This window comes from Pseudomonas sp. MF5691 (genome assembly GCF_016405645.1).
GTDB lineage: Bacteria > Pseudomonadota > Gammaproteobacteria > Pseudomonadales > Pseudomonadaceae > Aquipseudomonas > Aquipseudomonas shahriarae.
Map to the genome: position 1 here is coordinate 94,635 of NZ_JAEKDC010000003.1, position 18,254 is coordinate 112,888.

Below are 18,254 nucleotides of genomic sequence, written 5' to 3' on the forward strand. Positions count from 1 at the left end.
GGAGCACCCTGATGAACCCGCCAAAGATTTCCTTCTACAACCTGGCCTGGCGCTGGCATTTCTACGCCGGGCTGTTTGTCGCGCCCTTCATGGTGTTGCTGGCAGTGACCGGCATCATCTACCTGTTCAAACCCCAGCTGGACCCGTTGATGTATGGCGACCTGCTCAAGGTCGAGCCCGCCGCGCATGTCCTCAGCGCCGACGAGCAATTGCAGCGCGCCAAGGCCGCCTACCCCCAAGCCGCCCTCAGCAAATACCTGCCACCTGTGGACGCCAGCAGCAGCGCGCAATTTGTCCTGCACAACGCCGGCCACGAACTGACAGTGTTCGTCGACCCCTATCGCGGCAACGTGCTCGGGGAGCAGGACGCGACCTACAACCTGCAAGCCATCGTGCGTGCCCTGCATGGCGAGTTGATGATCGGCACCACTGGCGACCGCCTGATCGAACTCGCGGCGGGCTGGGGTGTGATGCTGGTGGTGTCCGGCCTGTACCTGTGGTGGCCGCGCGGCCGATCGGCCGCCGGGATCCTGTGGCCACGCCTGGGCAGTCGCGGGCGCCTGTTCTGGCGCGACCTGCACGCGGTCACCGGGTTTTGGGGCGCGGCGTTCCTGCTGCTGATGATCCTCAGCGGCCTGACCTGGACCGGCTTCTGGGGCAAGCAATACGCCGACCTTTGGAACCGCTTCCCGGCCGCCATGTGGAACGACGTGCCGCAATCCGACCAGCAAGCCCGCAGCCTCAATACCGCCACGCAACAGACCGTGCCCTGGGCCATGGAAAACACCCCCATGCCGATGTCCGGCGAGCATGCCGAGCACATGCAGCACGGCGGCATGCACCACGGTCCTGCCGCCCCGACAATCAGCCTGCAGCAGCTGGTGGACCTGGCCACCGCACGCCAGGTCGAGCCGGGCTACAGCATCACGTTCCCCACCACAGCCACGGGAGTGTTCACCATCGCGGTGTTCGCCAACGACCCGCGCAATGATGCGACCCTGCATGTCGACCAATACACCGGCAAGGTCCTGGCCGATGTGCGCTGGGAGCACTACAACACCGTAGCGCGGGTCACCGAGTCCGGGGTGATGCTGCACGAGGGCAAGATGTTCGGCGTGGTCAACCAGATCATTGTGCTGCTGGTGTGCCTGATGATTCTGCTGAGTTCGGTCAGCGGCCTGGTGATCTGGTGGAAGCGCCGGCCACAGGGTGGCCTGGGGGTTCCGCCGTTGCGCCATGACTTGCCGAAGTGGAAAACCGCGATGGTGATCATGCTCGCCCTGGCGATTGTTTTCCCGCTGGTCGGCGCCTCGCTGATCGTGGTCTGGGTATTGGATCGGCTGGTCTTGTCACGCCTGTTCAAGCAACGTGAATCGGCCTCATCTTCTGCATGAGGTAGGCGAGATGCCCTACATAGAGGCGTTATGTAGTCTTACGCGGGCTTTCATCCTCCACGTAAGAAGTGTTAACTTATAACACTTATTGCACTGTCCCCACTCGCCGCGCCCAGCGGCGAGTACCGTCTCGAAGAAGCGATCTGCCGCCCGATGAACAAGTACCTTGCCAGCGGCCTGTGCCTGCTTGCCTTGCACAACAGTGCCCAGGCCCTGACCCTGCCCGTCAGCCCCGTGACCGCCCCGGCGGTGGACAGCGCACCGGTCGACCTCAACACCCCGACCACCGCCGGTTCGCGCCTGGGCCTCAGCGCCTTGCAAACCCCAGGCAGTGTCGAAAGCCAGACCGGCGAGCAGATCCGCGAACGCGCTGACGCCAGTGTGCAGGACGCCATCTCCCGCGCCACCGGCATCAGCCGCACCGGCACCCCGGGCGACGGCGGCACCTCCCTGCAGGCCCGGGGTTTTGCCGGCCAGGGCTCAGTGATGCAACTGTATGACGGCAACCGCCTGTACAACGGCATGGGCACCTCGACCTTCCCGGTCGACACCTGGGCCGTCGAGCGCGTGGACGTGCTGCGCGGCCCGGCATCGGTGCTGTATGGCGAAGGTGCCACCGGCGCGGTGGTCAATACCGTCGCGAAAAAGCCCTTTGAGGGCGAGATCGAAAACCACATCCGTCTCGGCTACGGTTCCTATGATCGCCAGCAACAGGCCCTGGACAGTGGCGGCTCGCTGACCGACACCCTGAGCTATCGCCTGAACCTCAATCGCCTGCGCAGCCATGGCTTTATCGACCGTGGCGACTCGGCCAGCGATTTTGCCAGCGGCGCCCTGCGCTGGCAGGCTGCCGACAACCTGAGCTTCACCCTGGCCCACGACTACGGCGACCAGCGCCCGCAGAACTACTTCGGCACACCACTGCTCAACGGCCACTTGCACAAGGGCCTGCGTGACAAGAACTACAACGTCAGCAACGACACCCAGCATTACAACGACCAGTGGACCCGCCTGAGCAGCGAGTGGCAGATCAACGACAGCGTCAGCGCGCGCAACGAGCTGTACTACCTCAAGGCCCAGCGCCGCTGGCAGAACGCCGAGAACTACAATTTCAGTGCCGGGCAACTGACCCGCAGCGGCTTCTACGGCATCAAGCACAACCAGGAACAGGTCGGCGACCGCCAGACCTTTACCTTCAAACACACCCTGTTTGGCCTCGACAGCCAGACCGTGACCGGCGTGGAATACAACCGCATCCGCTTCCGCCTGGCCAGCAACTATCCGTTTACGGATGCAGTGACCGACGGCCAGCCCATTGACCTGAAACACCCGGCCCAGGCACCGTTTGAAAGTGCCACCCCGTTCCTGCCGCTGTTCGCCACCACCACCAAGCAGTTCGCGGGCTTTGCGGAAAACCGCCTGCAACTGACTGACCGGCTCTCGCTGATCACCGGCATCCGTCGCGACTACGTGCACCTGGACCGCGATGAACTGCGCAGCGGTGAACGCAACGACAAGACCCTCACCGGCAACAACTGGAAGGCCGGCCTGGTGTTTACCCTCACCCCGGACACCTCGGTCTACGGCCAGTACGCCACCAGCACCGATGGGGTCGGCGGCCTGATCTCCCTGAGTTCAAGCCAACAGGCGTTCGACCTGTCCACCGCCAAACAGACGGAAATCGGCATCAAGCAAGCCTTCTGGGACCAGCGCGGCGAGTGGACCCTGGCGGCCTACCATATCGTCAAAAAGAAACTGCTGACCGATGTACCGGGCAACCCGCAGTTCAAACAGCAGGTGGGCCAGCAATCCTCCGACGGCCTGGAGGCCAGCCTCGACCTGCAACTGCCCCACGCCTGGCAACTGCAGGCCAATGCGGCCATCGTGCGGGCGCAGTACGACGACTTCCAGCAGGACGTCGGCGGCGTGCAGGTTTCGCGCGACGGCAATCGCCCGGTGGACGTGCCGCGCCGCACCGCCAACCTGTGGCTCAGCAAGGCCGTGACCGACGACATCCGTGCCGGGGCCGGCGTGCGTTATGTGGATGCGCGTTACGCCGACATGGCCAACCGCAATGAGCTGCCCAGCTACACCGTGGTCGACGCCACTGTTTCGTGGAAAGCCCTGCGCAACACGACATTGGGCCTGCAATTGAATAACCTGTTCGACCGCACCTATGCCGTAAGCCAATACAATGACGGCCAGCAATGGATTCTGGGGGAGCCGCGCTCGTTCTTCGTGACGGCGGACTACACCTTCTGACCCCCACCCCGGATCGCTGTTTGACTTGAGATATTTGATGCCCACACTCAACCTTCACCACCTCGCCTGGTCCCCCCTGGGGCATGGCCACTGCCATCACCAGTTCCATCTGCGTGATGCCAGCCTGCAGGTGGGTGCCGGGGAGTTTGTCGGGTTGATCGGGCCCAATGGCAGCGGCAAGACCAGCCTGTTGCGCTGCGCCTACCGCTTCAGCAAACCCGAGCAGGGCGAAGTGCACCTCGATCACCAGAACGTGTGGAAGCAATCCTCGCGCTGGTGCGCCCAGCGCATCGCCGTGGTGCTGCAGGAATTCCCCGATGCCTTCGGCCTGCGGGTCGATGAAGTGGTCGCCATGGGCCGCACTCCGCACAAAGGGCTGTTCGACAGCGATACCCTGCACGACCGCCAATTGATTCAACAGGCCCTCGAGTCCGTCGGCCTGCTGGGCTTTGAAGACCATGCCTTCGCCACCCTGTCCGGCGGTGAAAAGCAGCGCGTGATCCTCGCCCGCGCCCTGGCCCAGCAACCGCAACTGCTGATCCTCGACGAGCCGACCAACCACCTCGACCCGCGCTACCAACTGGAGCTGCTCAAGCTGGTCAAGCGCCTGCAGATCGGCACCCTGGCCAGCATCCACGACCTGAACCTGGCCGCGGCCTTCTGTGATCGCCTGTACGTGATCAACCATGGCCGCATCGTCGCCAGCGGCACGCCCCACCAAGTACTGACCGTCGAGCTGCTGCGTGAGGTGTTCGGGGTTGATGCCTTGATCGACACCCACCCTTTGTCCGGCTACCCACGAATCACCTGGATAACCCAACCATGATCCTGCGTTCCCTGCTGTGCCTTACCCTGCTGTGCGGTGCGACCCAGGCCTTTGCCGAAGCCACCCGCTACCCGTTGAAGATCCAGAGCTGCAACCGCGAGGTAACCTTCAATCAAGCCCCTGAACACGCGGTCAGCCACGACATCAACATGACCCAGATGATGCTCGCCCTGGGCCTCAAATCGCGCATGGTCGGCTACAGCGGCGTGACCGGCTGGAAGGCGGTGACCCCGCAAATGGCCACCCTTCTCGACGGCCTGCCGGAGCTGGCGGCCAAGTATCCGTCGGTGGAAACCCTGCTCAATGCCAACGTGGATTTCTTCTTCGCCGGCTGGGACTACGGCATGCGCGTCGGTGGCGATCTCACCCCGCAAACCCTGCAACCGTTGGGCATCAACGTGCTGGAATTGACCGAGTCGTGCGCATTCGTGATGAAGCGCCCGGCTGCGACCCTGGACGACACCTATAACGACCTGCGCAACCTGGGCCGGATCTTCGACGTGCAGGACCGCGCCAATGCCCTGATCGCCCGGATGCAGGCCCAGGTCGGCGCCGTGCAGAAAACCCTGCCCGCCGAACAGCCACGGGTATTTCTCTACGACAGCGGCGAAGACCGCGCCATGACCTCCGGCCGCCTGGGCATGCCCCAGGCGCTGATCGCGGCCGCCGGCGGGCGCAATATCCTCGACGATGTGGATGCCAGCTGGACCCGGGTCAACTGGGAGACCGTCGTCGAGCGTAACCCCCAGGTGATCGTGATCGTCGACTACAGCGAAATCACTGCCGAGCAGAAAATCCAGTTCCTGTTGGATAACCGGGCCCTGCAATCGGTGGATGCGATCAAGCAGCGACGCTTTATCGTGATCCCCTACGTGCAGGCCACGCCGGGCATCGACAATGTGCTGGCGGTGGAAACCCTGGCCAAGGGGTTCCACGGCCAATGATCGAGCGCCGCTATGCCCTGCTGCTCGCCGCCCTGGGTGCGGTGCTGCTGGTGTCCTGTGTGGTCTCGCTGGGCTTCGGCTCGGCGCGGGTGCCGGTGGACGTGGTGTGGCGGATTCTGTTGTACAAGGCCCTGGGGATCGGCGAAGTGGATTGGTCGGTGGGCCAGGAGCATATCGTCTGGCTGATCCGCGTGCCGCGCATGGTGCTTGGGGCACTGGTGGGCGCCGGGCTGGCGCTGATCGGCGCGGTCTTGCAGGCAGTCACCCGCAACCCGCTGGCCGACCCGCACCTGTTGGGCGTGACCTCGGGCGCAACTCTGGGCGCAGTGATTGTGGTGCTGCATGTCGGCCAGATCATCGGCCTGCTGACCCTGCCCATCGCCGCCTTTATCGGCGCCTTGCTGAGCATGCTGGTGGTGCTGGCGGTAGCCAGTCGCAACGGCCGGCTAGAAAGTGATCGCCTGTTGCTGTGCGGCGTGGCGGTGTCGTTTGTGATGATGGCGGCGGCCAATCTGCTGCTGTTCATGGGCGACCATCGCGCCGCGTCGGCGGTGATGTTCTGGATGCTCGGCGGCCTCGGCCTGGCACGCTGGGAACTGCTGGCGATTCCCAGCGCCACCGTGCTGTTGGGCCTGCTGTTGCTGCTGGGCATGGCCCGCCCACTGAACGCGCTGATGGCCGGCGAGCAGACCGCCGTGACCCTGGGCCTGAATGCCCGCACGGTACGGCTGCGGGTGTTTTTGATTGCCTCGCTGATGACCGGCGTACTGGTGTCGATCAGCGGCTCTATCGGCTTTGTCGGGCTGATGGTGCCGCATATCGCCCGGCGCCTGGTGGGCGCCGAGCACCGGCGCTTATTGCCGGTGTGCGTGCTGGTGGGCAGCCTGTTCCTGGTCTGGGTGGACGTCGCCGCGCGCACCCTGATCGCCCCCGAAGACCTGCCGATAGGCGTGGCCACGGCGGCGATTGGCGGGCTGTTTTTTATTGGCCTGATGCGCAGGCGCTAGGCCTCCTCAACACTCATCGACCGGCGGCGTATCGGCAGGTTGACCCTCGCCCTTACAACTCATCGCGGTCGCGTATCCTCAACGCTTCATCCATCTGGATTTCTTCGGTTTGCGTGTCGTCGCGGGTATCGACCTGAGCGTCTGACAGGCGTCCCTCGTACCGCCATAAGGCATCCCGCTCCAGTACAAAAAGCTCGCCGCTACTGGTCACGCGTTTCAAGAAGACACTGGGCTGAAGACCGGTGCCCAACACCATGACTTCCTCTTCCATCCTGGAAAAACTCGGGATGTATTTGAGGAGCGCCCCTTCGCGAACCGACAGATAAACGCTGGCTGGCCGTTGCGCATGGGCACGTACCACGCGCAGATAGAATCCGAGGAGGGTCGGGCCGACAAAGTTGTTGATCAGCCTCTGTTCCTTGGGATCACTGCTTTGAGTAGACGGCATGCTTTTATAGACAAGCTGGGCAGCGACCACTTCATAGCGCGATGGGAACACGGGTAACGGCACCGGGCGGCCCACCGGCTGTACCAGAGGCTGTACCGGCCCGTCGGGCCCCGTGTAGAAAAGTGCCAGTTGCTGCGCCGTATCGAGCCCGGCCGCCAATGGTTGCGTGCCGACAAACGAGGTGCGCGTGGGGTTACCCAATACGGCGGCCAGGTACTCCCGCCCCCGATACGGCGCGAGCCTGCGATGGATAGAGCGCGCTGCATCGTCGGCAAGGGAAAAGAGCGGGCCACAAGCCTGCCAGGTTGCAAAAAAGCCTTCCCCCGTACCGGGTCGCCAATCGGCGGCGACCCGCACAGTGCCGGACCAGACACGGCCCTCGATCAATATATCCAGATTGCCTCGGGCAATCAGGCTGCGCACGTAGTCGAGCATGCGGGCGCCCCCCTGCAGTAGCTGCAAACGCAGGGTCTGTAGCGTGCTCAGGGTGTCCAGTTGCTCATCAGTGCCAAGGTACTGATACCTGAGCAGCGCGCCGTCCAGGCACGACAGGTAAAACGTTAGTTTTTTGTCCTTGAGCCCGTGAATGGAGAAGCGTATCCCCGTATCAATATCCGAGGGCAGAAAGAACGCCTGATGCAACGGGTCATCCTCCGCTGTCAGAACCTCCCGGGTAGCACAGAGGTAGAAACCTTCGAGCGTATAGCCCTGGGGAAACAGGCCCTGGGGGAAAACCTGGTTGTAGTCGCGATAGCTCTGGCGCACCAGCGGCAGACTGACCATGTAATGCCCCGATCTGTGCGACTTGAAGATGTAGCCGAACTGCAGGCTTTCGCCGTGCCTGCAGTGCTCATGGGCATAGCGCACGGCATCCTGTTCCTGAGTGAAGACCGGGCTGAACGGCGGATCGGCCAGCGAGTTCCTGATCAATAACGGCTCAGGTCGGTCGAGGTTGGCAATGAACGGGGTGCTGATCCTGCGGGGCAGACCCCACACCTGGCTCCCCTCCACGACCCGCAATACACCGGCCTGGCCCAACCGGGAAACAAACTCGACCGGGGTCAGCGTGCCATCGCGCATCTGGCGCTCGACAAGGTTATCCAACAGTTCCGCCCGTTCGAGCTTCAACGGCAGCAAGGCCTTTTTCAGCTCATCCTCCAGGACTGTATGGCTTCGGGTGTAACTGAGCACACAGCCGTCACTGCCCAATAGATACTCACGGGTCAGGCGCGTGTCCGGGGACTGCAACGATGAACTGATCACCCGGGTGGAGAGCATGTTGCGATAGACGTTTTTTTGCGTGACCTCCAGAGCAAACGGCAACTCCCGCACCGGGCTGGTGCGGTAGCGCGCGACAATCGTGTGCCCCGCCGGAAAGCCCCCGGAGGCGACCACTTCATCCGGCAGGATCCACTTGGGATCGAAATCTTCCCGAGGCACCCTCAACGGTTCGGTCGCCACGAACAGGCCGTCAGGGCGTTTGAGGATCACCCCCCCCATCCCTCCGTTATCGTGATTGCTCAGCTGCGAGCGCACATGCCGCACCGCATCATCCTGCTCCTGGAAAGCCGGCCCCAGGCGACGACGGATAAAGTTCCTATAGGGCCGCCATAACACAGCGTTTTCGCTCACCGGGCCCCGTCGGTCCCAGCACTGGCTGCTGTACAACACCCGCAAGTCTCCGGCCTTGGCAATCAGCGAAATATAGCGGCGGGTATCCAGGGAGCCATTGCGCAGGCTCATGCCCTGGATCGTCACACCGTCCCCGCCACTACTCTGCTTGAGCAATGACGAAGCCTGGGGCTGATACCGCAACAAGGCCCCGTCCAACGTCGAAAAATACACCGGCAGCACGGGAGTGGTGGAAGACCGCGGTAAATTCCGGGCATCCTCTTCAGCACGCAACAACACCTCGGGCGTGACAAAAAAACTCGTCAGCCAGGCCTCTGTCGTGGATAGCCCCACGGGCAGCCATTGCTGTGAATACAGCAGGCCCACCAGGACAAACCCCTTGGCGAAATCGCCACCGGCCAGATACCCGGCGCCTCGGGTGGAATCACTCAACCAACGCCCGTCCGGCTTGACCGGCAACAGTTCACTGACCACGAATTCATCGCGTTGCGGGTGTTTGAGGATGTAGGCCGCCCCTCCCTGGGCATCCAGGTTCCTGCCGTACCAGCGAACGTGGGCGTTGAGTGCCGCCGCGTCCTGGCTGTTGAAAATCGCACCAAACGCCGGGGCTTGCAGATCCACTTCGGCGTACTCGAAGTTGGGCGTCCAGTCGTTGTAGACCTTGCCACGCGGCCCCCACAACTGGCTGCGAATCAGCACCTGCAGATTGCCCGCCTCCGCCAGGCGGCTGACAATGTCCACCGGCTTGAGCTTGCCGCTTTCCAACCGTTCGAAATACCCATGCTGGCCCGGCTCGCGGGTGGTGTTGTTGAGCACCAGCAATTCATTGGCCGAGCCACTGGGGGTGTAGCCGATCAGGTTGTTCGGCGACCCGCTCAGATAGGCCGGCTGCCGGGATTCGATCACCGAGCGGATCTCCCTGTCCGAGAACATCGTGATATTCACCTCCAGGTCGGCAAGGGTCCAGCCAAGACGCCGCTGGCGCCCCAGGTCACTCAAGGACAAAGCCGCATGGGAGGCGTAGCGGGCATGAATTTCATAACCCGCCGGGGGCACCAGCAAGCCACTGCCCTGTGTCGGCAGCAGCAGGTCGGAGGCAAAGCCGTCACCGTGGATGCTCACCGGATCAGTGAACACAAACCGCCCGTCGGTCTTCTTGAGGAGGTAGCCACCCAGGGCGGTCCCACGGCGAAAGCCGATCTTCTCGTGGGCATGGCGTGCGGCGTCATCGGCCGTCAGGAACGAGGCACTGAGCACCATGGCGCCCGAGCCCAACGGCAGTTGCTCAAGGTCATGCATCGGCCCCAGGACGTTCCACAACCCGCCCTGCTGAAGCACCACCAACTCGCCAGCACGGATAACCCGGCGCACGAACTCGCGCGGGGTCAGCGAGCCATCGCGCAAGGCGGCCTGGTTGCCGTTGTCGGTGACTGCCTGGCCCGCCACGCTGAACAGTTCGTTGGCGGTCTGCGCACTCGGCACCTGCCAATGCAGCAGCGCGTTGTCGGCGGTCTGCAGATACAGCTTGAACCCCAGTCCGGCGATTTGCAGGCCGAAGGTGGCGATGGCCTGAGTCATGGCGTCCACCCACAGCGCCGGGCTGGCAAAGCGCTTGTACAACCAGGCTTCGCTGGCCGGCAATTGCCCGGGCTCGAAGCACGGTGCGTTCCGGTAGACGCCGACCACCCGATAGTTAGAGAGCAATTTCGGCTGACCGTCAGCGCGGGTCGGGAACAGGCTTGCCAGGGTCGAGCCCGCCGCCACCGGTAACGTCGCGACATACGACGAGCGGGTCTGATGCTTGAGGACAAACCCCTGGTATGCAGCAGGCGGCAGCGAGTCGAGATTATTCAGGGCGATCAGCGCCGCCACATGCCCCATGCCGGCGACCGGCGTAAAGAACGGCTGTTCCTGCACACTGCCGGCGGGGGCGACCGGGTTGCCGAGACGCCAGCCTCTGGATATCCGACCGCGAGCACCGCCCCAGACACGATCGGGCAAAACCACCCGCAGGTCTCCAACATCCGCAAAGCCCCAGATGGCCCCTTCAAAGTCAGTGAATGGCTCGATCTCCAGCTCGCCGGTCAGTTGCTTGAGCAGCTTCTGCTCCGCTGCCGAGCCGCTGCTCATGTACTTGAGCAAAGAGCCCTCCGGCCCCGAGAGATAGTGGGCCGGGGCGAACTCGCGGTTACCGATGATAAACGCCTGGTCGGCCGACGAGAAAAAGCTGATAAACACCCTGACCTGGTCGGCGGAAAACTGTTCGTGCAGCTGTTGTTCCCCAGCGGAGCCTGCCGGATGCGAATGGTAGAAGGCGTGGCAGTCATAGGGCGACGGTGCAATGAAGTAGTCATGCTCGTCGGTGGCCATCATGGTGCGGAAATCAAACTGAATGGACGCACCGGCCACCGGCTCAGTGGCGAAATAACGCCCGCCCTGTTTCAGTACCGCGCCGCCATACTCCTTGTCACGCCGCTCGCCGATCCGATTGTGGGCCCAGCGGGCAGCATCGTCGGCCGTGGCAAAAGGCGGGCTCAAGACGGGCTTGGGAATCAACGAACAAGCACGCCAGTGCCCATCGACCGGGCCAACCTTGTCCCAGATCTTCCCTGCCCGGATCACCGCCAAATGCCCGGCCGCTGCCACGCGCAGCACAAAATCCCGCGGCCGCAACGTGCCGGCAAGCAGCGCCGAATCAATCTGGTTATCCACCACCCGCCCGCTGGGCTCGACGCGAAAAAGCTCCGTCTCAGCCGCCGAAAACCCACAGGTGTATCGCAACAACGCGCCATCGTTGAGGTTGCGATAGAACCACAGCTGGCGCCCCGGCCCCAGTAAATCCGTGGCCTGGTGCCCCTGATAAAGCTGGGTCGCCAGCTCAAGCGGAGTAAAGAAGTTACGGTACAGCCAGGGTTCCAGGGCGGCGAGCCGCACTGGCGTCGGGTTTTTTCCCAGATAGACCCCGACCCAATGAAAATGGTCGTGCACCACGCGCTTGCCATCCGGGGTGCGCGGGAAGAGCTGTTGAACCGACAGCGCCGGTGCGCCATCGGCCTGGGGTTCGCTCAGCACATAGTCTTCTTTGTCGACGTGCTTGAGGATAAACACCGGCCGTGTCCGCTGGGGGCTGCGCGCCTGCAGCACCGCCAACGCAGCCGTCAGTCCCGCCTGGACAGGCCCGCAGGCAGGCAGGTCGTAGGTGTGTGAGGCAAAGGGTGAATACGCCTGCCACTGCTTGGGAACGGTGCCCACCGAACCGCCCCACAAGGGACTGGACACCACAAAGGACAGTTGGCTGACACTGAGCACCTTCTTGATAAGGCTTTCCGGTTTGTTGTCGGGGATCCCGTCCTCATGATTGAAGTGCAGCTTTTGATCAAGCCAGACCCCGAAACGGCGCTCCTCTTCCGAGCCGCTGGTGACATGCTTGAGCAGCGCCCCGTCGGGAGCGGACAGATAGGACGCAGAGAAAAAACCGCGCTCCAGAATATTGATGGCCAGATCAATGTCCGAAAAAAAGCCGTTCAGCGCCCGGACCTGACGATCGGAAAACTGCGGATTATTGGCTTCGAACTCATCGAACAGATCGGGGTGAGAGTGGTAGTCGGCCACACACCGATAGCCTTCCGGGGCCAGGTACTGCCCATTGCTGTCGACTTTCAGTACCTTCCAGTGATCGAAACTATTGCGCTCCCCGGCGATGGGCTCGGTGGAATGAAAGTAACCATCCGCCAGGCTCTCCAGAATCACTCCGCCGTACTCCACATCCCGCCGCCGACCAATCTGCTGATGAGCATAACGAGCCGCATCATCCATGCTGGCAAAGGCCGGCCCCACTGGCGGCAGCACCGCATCTGACTGCAAACCGCCCCCGAACCAGCCGCGTTTAGGTCGCTCCATGACATCCCCTCCAATTGGATAATCGCTGTGGCCAGACGCTGGCCACACAACCAGCCAAATAATCACCGCTGCGGCCAGGCAGGGGGCGCTAGATAGTTATCTGCCGTCGCGCCCTGCCCTATTCGGGCGCGCGTCACGCACCAGCATGCAAAACAGGCCCTCACTTGGTGCAGCGTGCCTTGCCCACCCAGTCGATAGCCCCTGCAGCCGCGCGGTGCAGGCACTAGGCACAGCCTTTGCAAACGCTCCAGCAATGCCCCTATCTGCCCTCATGAAAATAATCAGTTCTGGAGATCGCACCATGAAGCGTCGCAGCTTGATCAAGGCTTTCACTCTGTCGGCATCCATTGCCGCCATGGGCCTGACCTGGACCGTCCAGGCCGCCGAGACCATCAAGGTCGGCATCCTGCATTCGCTGTCCGGGACCATGGCCATTTCCGAAACGTCCCTCAAGGACATGGCGCTGATGACCATCGACGAGATCAACGCCAAGGGCGGAGTGAACGGCAAGATGCTCGAAGCGGTGGTGGTCGACCCGGCCTCCAACTGGCCGCTGTTCGCCGAGAAGGGCCGACAGTTGCTGACGCAGGACAAGGTCGCGGTGGTGTTCGGCTGCTGGACCTCGGTGTCGCGTAAATCGGTGCTGCCGGTGTTCGAAGAACTCAACGGCCTGCTGTTCTACCCGGTGCAATACGAAGGCGAAGAGATGTCGCCCAACGTGTTCTACACCGGCGCCGCGCCGAACCAGCAGGCGATCCCGGCGGTGGAATACCTGATGAGCGAAGAAGGCGGCAGCGCCAAGCGTTTCTTCCTGCTGGGCACCGACTACGTGTACCCGCGCACCACCAACAAGATCCTGCGTGCGTTCCTGCACTCCAAAGGCGTGGCCGACAAGGACATCGAAGAGGTCTACACCCCGTTCGGCCATAGCGATTACCAGACCATCGTGGCCAACATCAAAAAGTTCTCGGCGGGCGGCAAGACCGCCGTGGTCTCCACGGTCAATGGCGACTCCAACGTGCCGTTCTACAAGGAGCTGGCCAACCAGGGCCTGAAGGCGACCGAGGTGCCGGTGGTGGCGTTCTCGGTGGGCGAAGAAGAACTGCGCGGCATCGACACCAAGCCGCTGGTGGGCAACCTGGCGGCGTGGAACTACTTCCAGTCGGTAGAAAACCCGGTCAACGCCAAGTTCGTCGCCGACTGGAAAGCCTACGCCAAGAAACACAACCTGCCGGGCGCCGATAAAGCGGTGACCAACGACCCGATGGAAGCCACCTACGTCGGCATCCATATGTGGGCGCAGGCCGCTGAGAAAGCCAAGTCCACCGACGTCGACAAGGTGCGCGAAGCCCTGGCCGGCCAGACTTTTGCGGCACCGTCGGGCTACACCCTGACCATGGACAAGACCAACCACCACCTGCATAAGCCGGTGATGATTGGCGAGATCCAGTCCGACGGCCAGTTCTCGGTGGTGTGGCAGACCGAAGGGCCGATCCGTGCCCAGCCGTGGAGCCCGTACATCCCTGGCAATGACAAGAAGCCGGATCACGCGGTGAAGAGCAACTAAACCGCACCACAGATCAAATGTGGGAGCAGGTCGAATCGCCGCTCCCACATAAACCTAGTCCGCGCATGACCAGGACATTTGTTTATGCCCACTGCCCTCCACCGCTTCCTCCTGGCCTGCCTGCTGTTGCTGCCCCTGGCCGCACACGCCGGTGATGCCGAAGACTTCCTCGCCGCCAACCCGAGCCAACAAGCCAAGCTGTTGCAGGACTGGGCCGCCCAGCCTGACCCGGCGCGCATCGAGTTGGTCAACGCCCTGCAACAAGGCCAACTCACGGTCAACGGCGAACCCAAGACCGTGCGCCTGAACAACCGCCTGCGCGGCCTGATCGACAATGTGCAGGCCAGCCAACAACTGCTCGCCGCCGATCCCACGGTGCGCCTGGCCGCTGCGCGGACCCTGCAAAAAAGCGCGCAGCCTGCGCAACTGAAATTCCTCGACCAGCAACTCGCCAGCGAAGCCGACGACGACGTCCACAGTGCCCTGAGCCTGGCCCTCGCCAACCTGCAACTGGTCGACCCCGATCCGGCCGTGCGCCTGGCTGCCGTGCGCCTGCTTGGCAGCACCGGCGACCCGCTCGCCCGCACGCGCCTGGAAGCCTTGCTGGCGCCCGGCGTGGAAACCGATGCCGGGGTGCACACCGCCGCCGAAACCAGCCTGGCCCAGGTCAAGCGCAAGTTGCTGGTGGGCGAGATCCTCGGGCAAGCCTTCAGCGGCATGTCCCTGGGTTCGATCCTGCTGCTGGCGGCCCTGGGCCTGGCGATCACCTTCGGCTTGCTCGGGGTGATCAACATGGCCCACGGCGAGATGTTGATGCTCGGTGCCTACTCCACCTACGTGGTGCAGTTGCTGATGCAGCGCTACGTGCCTCAGGCAATCGAGTTCTACCCGTTGATCGCGCTGCCGGTGGCGTTTTTTGTCACCGCCGGCATCGGCATGGCCCTGGAACGCACGGTGATCCGTCACCTCTACGGCCGCCCCCTGGAAACCTTGCTCGCCACTTGGGGCATCAGCCTGATGCTGATCCAACTGGTGCGCCTGCTGTTCGGTGCACAGAACGTCGAAGTGGCCAACCCGGCCTGGCTGTCGGGCGGGATCCAGGTGCTGCCCAACCTGGTGCTGCCGTACAACCGCATCGTGATCATCGGCTTTGCGTTGTGCGTGGTGGTGCTGACCTGGCTGCTGCTGAACAAGACCCGCCTGGGCCTCAACGTGCGTGCCGTGACCCAGAACCGCAACATGGCCGCCTGCTGCGGCGTGCCCACCGGGCGTGTGGACATGCTCGCCTTTGGCCTCGGCTCGGGTATCGCCGGCTTAGGTGGCGTGGCCCTGAGCCAGATCGGCAACGTCGGCCCAGACCTGGGCCAGAGCTACATCATCGACTCGTTCCTGGTGGTGGTGCTCGGCGGGGTCGGCCAGTTGGCCGGCAGCGTCATGGCCGCCTTTGGCCTGGGGATCGCCAACAAGATTCTCGAACCGCAGATCGGTGCCGTACTCGGCAAGATCCTGATCCTCGCGCTGATCATTCTGTTTATCCAGAAACGCCCGCAAGGACTCTTCGCACTGAAAGGACGGGTGATCGACTGATGAACCAGCCATTGATGCTTACAGCCGCGCAAAAGGCCGGCCCCAAGGTAACGATCGCGGTGGGTGTGGTGATCCTCGCCGTGCTGCTGGCGTTGCCGCTGCTGTCGCTGCTGCCTGCCGATAACGCATTGCATGTCTCGGCCTACACCCTGACGCTGGTGGGCAAGATCCTCTGCTACGCCATCGTCGCCCTGGCCCTGGACCTGGTGTGGGGCTACGCCGGTATGTTGTCCCTGGGGCACGGCCTGTTTTTTGCCCTAGGCGGTTATGCCATGGGCATGTACCTGATGCGCCAGGCCGCCGGCAGCGAGTTGCCGGCGTTCATGACCTTCCTGTCGTGGACCGAACTGCCGTGGTATTGGCTCGGCACCCAGCACTTCCTCTGGGCCTTGTGCCTGGTGGTGTTGGCCCCGGGTTTGCTGGCGCTGGTGTTCGGCTTTTTTGCCTTTCGCTCGCGGATCAAGGGCGTGTATTTCTCGATCATGACCCAGGCCCTGACCTTTGCCGGGATGCTGTTGTTTTTCCGCAACGAGACCGGCTTTGGCGGCAATAACGGCTTTACCAACTTCCGCAGCATCCTGGGCTTCGGTATCACCGAGCCCGGTACCCGCGCGGTGCTGTTCCTGGCCACGGTGCTGCTGTTGGTGGGCAGCCTGTTTATCGGCTGGCGCCTGGCCCGGAGCAAGTTCGGGCGGGTGCTGACGGCCCTGCGCGACGCGGAAAACCGTCTGATGTTCTGCGGCTATGACCCGCGTGGCTTCAAGCTGTTTGTGTGGGTGTTGAGCGCGGTGCTGTGCGGCCTCGCCGGGGCGCTGTACGTGCCGCAAGTGGGCATCATCAACCCCAGCGAAATGTCGCCGACCAACTCCATCGAAGCCGCCGTATGGGTGGCCCTGGGCGGGCGCGGCACACTGATCGGCCCACTGCTGGGTGCAGGCGTGGTCAACGGTATGAAGAGCTGGTTCACCGTGGCCTTCCCGGAGTACTGGCTGTTCTTCCTGGGGGCACTGTTCATTATCGTCACCCTGTACCTGCCCAAGGGCATCATCGGCCTGCTGAAGAAAAGGGGCGAACAATGAGAGTCACGGCAACCGACCAGTTCATGCTCGAACCGATCATCGAACCGAACCGCGACCAGGGCACCAGCCGCGACGCCATCGGCCTCGGCCAGGCCGCCGGCAAGGGCCTCAATACCCGCCATGGCACGATCCTGACCCTGGAAGATATCAGCGTCAGCTTCGATGGTTTCAAGGCCCTCAACGACTTGAACCTGTACATCGGCGTCGGCGAATTGCGCTGCATCATCGGCCCCAACGGCGCGGGGAAGACCACGCTGATGGACGTCATCACCGGCAAGACCCGCCCCAGCCACGGCAAGGCGTGGTTCGGTGAAACCCTGGACCTGACGCGCATGAGCGAAGTGCAGATCGCCCAGGCCGGTATCGGCCGCAAGTTCCAGAAGCCCACGGTGTTCGAGGCCCTGAGCGTGTTCGAGAACCTGGAGCTGGCACAGAAGACCGACAAATCGGTGTGGGCCAGCCTGCGCGCGCGTCTGAGCGGTGAACAGAAAGACCGCATTGAGGAGGTGCTCGACACTATTCGCCTGACCACGTCGGTACAGCGCCCGGCCGGTTTGCTGTCCCACGGCCAGAAGCAGTTCCTGGAGATCGGCATGCTGCTGATGCAAGACCCGCAACTGTTGCTGCTCGACGAGCCCGTGGCCGGCATGACCGACGCCGAGACCGAGTTCACCGCCGAACTGTTCAAGCGCCTGGCGGGCAAGCATTCGCTGATGGTGGTGGAGCACGACATGGGCTTTGTCGGCTCGATTGCCGACCATGTGACGGTGCTGCACCAGGGCAGCGTGCTGGCCGAAGGGTCGCTGGAGCAGGTGCAGGAAAACGAGCGGGTGATCGAGGTGTACCTCGGTCGCTAGGCCAGATGCAAGCCAGCTCCCACAGGGGATTTGAGGAGAGTTTGAACATGTTGCAAGTCGACAAACTGCACCAGTACTACGGCGGCAGCCACATCCTGCGCGGCCTTTCGTTCGACGTGAAAGTCGGTGAAGTCACCTGCCTGCTCGGCCGTAACGGTGTGGGCAAGACCACCCTGCTCAAATGCCTGATGGGCCTGCTGCCCGCCAAGGAAGGCGCGGTGAACTGGGAAGGCAAGGCCATCACCGGCTTCAAGCCGCACCAGCGGGTACACGCCGGCATCGCCTACGTGCCCCAGGGCCGCGAGATTTTCAGCCGGCTGACGGTGGAAGAAAACCTGCTGATGGGCCTCTCGCGTTTTCCCGGCAGCGAAGCCAGGGAAGTCCCGGCGTTTATCTACGAGCTGTTCCCGGTGCTGCTGCAAATGAAGCACCGGCGCGGTGGCGACCTGTCCGGTGGGCAACAGCAACAACTGGCCATCGGGCGCGCCCTGGCCAGCCGTCCGCGCCTGTTGATCCTCGATGAGCCCACCGAAGGTATCCAGCCGTCGGTGATCAAGGAGATCGGCGCGGTGATCAAGAAGCTCGCCGAGCGCGGCGACATGGCAATTTTGCTGGTGGAACAGTTCTACGATTTTGCCGCCGAACTGGCCGATCAATACCTGGTGATGTCCCGGGGTGAGATCGTCCAGCAGGGCCGTGGTGAAAATATGGAGGCCGACGGTGTACGCGGCCTGGTTACCATCTAATCTGT

At 63.0% G+C, this 18,254-nt stretch carries 11 protein-coding genes; 10 read left to right on the top strand and 1 reads right to left on the bottom strand.

Annotated features, from left to right (window positions below):
• Positions 1-11: 11 nt before the first annotated feature.
• The 5 genes from JFT44_RS05805 (at position 12) to JFT44_RS05825 (ending at position 6,433) form a co-directional block, all read left to right on the top strand.
• Entirely contained in the window at positions 12-1,394 is a 1,383-nt protein-coding gene (locus JFT44_RS05805) for a PepSY domain-containing protein (RefSeq protein ID WP_198830438.1), read from the top strand.
• Between the two features lie 153 nt (positions 1,395-1,547).
• Positions 1,548-3,656 carry a TonB-dependent siderophore receptor gene (locus JFT44_RS05810; RefSeq protein WP_057958195.1) on the top strand — a complete coding sequence of 703 codons (2,109 nt, stop codon included), beginning with the start codon at positions 1,548-1,550 and terminating at the stop codon, positions 3,654-3,656.
• 37 nt (positions 3,657-3,693) lie between these two features.
• The gene (locus tag JFT44_RS05815) at positions 3,694-4,482 is read left to right on the top strand and encodes an ABC transporter ATP-binding protein (RefSeq protein ID WP_057437525.1); all 789 of its coding nucleotides are present in this window, start codon (positions 3,694-3,696) and stop codon (positions 4,480-4,482) included.
• Positions 4,479-5,426 carry an ABC transporter substrate-binding protein gene (locus JFT44_RS05820; RefSeq protein WP_170044487.1) on the top strand — a complete coding sequence of 316 codons (948 nt, stop codon included), beginning with the start codon at positions 4,479-4,481 and terminating at the stop codon, positions 5,424-5,426. The genes JFT44_RS05815 and JFT44_RS05820 overlap by 4 nt, the downstream gene beginning before the upstream one ends.
• The gene (locus tag JFT44_RS05825; protein ID WP_169959872.1) at positions 5,423-6,433 is read left to right on the top strand and encodes an iron ABC transporter permease; all 1,011 of its coding nucleotides are present in this window, start codon (positions 5,423-5,425) and stop codon (positions 6,431-6,433) included. Before JFT44_RS05820 ends, JFT44_RS05825 begins: the two co-directional genes overlap by 4 nt.
• A 52-nt stretch (positions 6,434-6,485) precedes the next feature.
• Here JFT44_RS05825 and JFT44_RS05830 read toward each other — a convergent pair whose 3' ends face one another.
• Positions 6,486-12,413 carry a DUF4329 domain-containing protein gene (locus JFT44_RS05830; RefSeq protein ID WP_198830439.1) on the bottom strand — a complete coding sequence of 1,976 codons (5,928 nt, stop codon included), beginning with the start codon at positions 12,411-12,413 and terminating at the stop codon, positions 6,486-6,488.
• 301 nt (positions 12,414-12,714) lie between these two features.
• Between JFT44_RS05830 and urtA the strand changes: the two genes are divergently transcribed.
• The 5 genes from urtA (at position 12,715) to urtE (ending at position 18,249) form a co-directional block, all read left to right on the top strand.
• Entirely contained in the window at positions 12,715-13,980 is a 1,266-nt protein-coding gene (gene urtA, locus JFT44_RS05835; protein ID WP_057437515.1) for an urea ABC transporter substrate-binding protein, read from the top strand.
• 84 nt (positions 13,981-14,064) lie between these two features.
• Positions 14,065-15,567: an urea ABC transporter permease subunit UrtB gene (urtB, locus tag JFT44_RS05840; protein WP_057958191.1), complete on the top strand. Its 1,503-nt coding sequence runs from the start codon at positions 14,065-14,067 to the stop codon at positions 15,565-15,567.
• The gene (urtC, locus tag JFT44_RS05845) at positions 15,567-16,646 is read left to right on the top strand and encodes an urea ABC transporter permease subunit UrtC (RefSeq protein WP_057437513.1); all 1,080 of its coding nucleotides are present in this window, start codon (positions 15,567-15,569) and stop codon (positions 16,644-16,646) included. The genes urtB and urtC overlap by 1 nt, the downstream gene beginning before the upstream one ends.
• Positions 16,643-17,503 carry an urea ABC transporter ATP-binding protein UrtD gene (gene urtD / locus JFT44_RS05850; protein WP_057437511.1) on the top strand — a complete coding sequence of 287 codons (861 nt, stop codon included), beginning with the start codon at positions 16,643-16,645 and terminating at the stop codon, positions 17,501-17,503. The genes urtC and urtD overlap by 4 nt, the downstream gene beginning before the upstream one ends.
• A gap of 47 nt (positions 17,504-17,550) precedes the next feature.
• On the top strand, positions 17,551-18,249 hold the full coding sequence (gene urtE, locus JFT44_RS05855; protein ID WP_198830440.1) for an urea ABC transporter ATP-binding subunit UrtE: 699 nt from the start codon (positions 17,551-17,553) through the stop codon (positions 18,247-18,249).
• Positions 18,250-18,254: the final 5 nt, after the last annotated feature.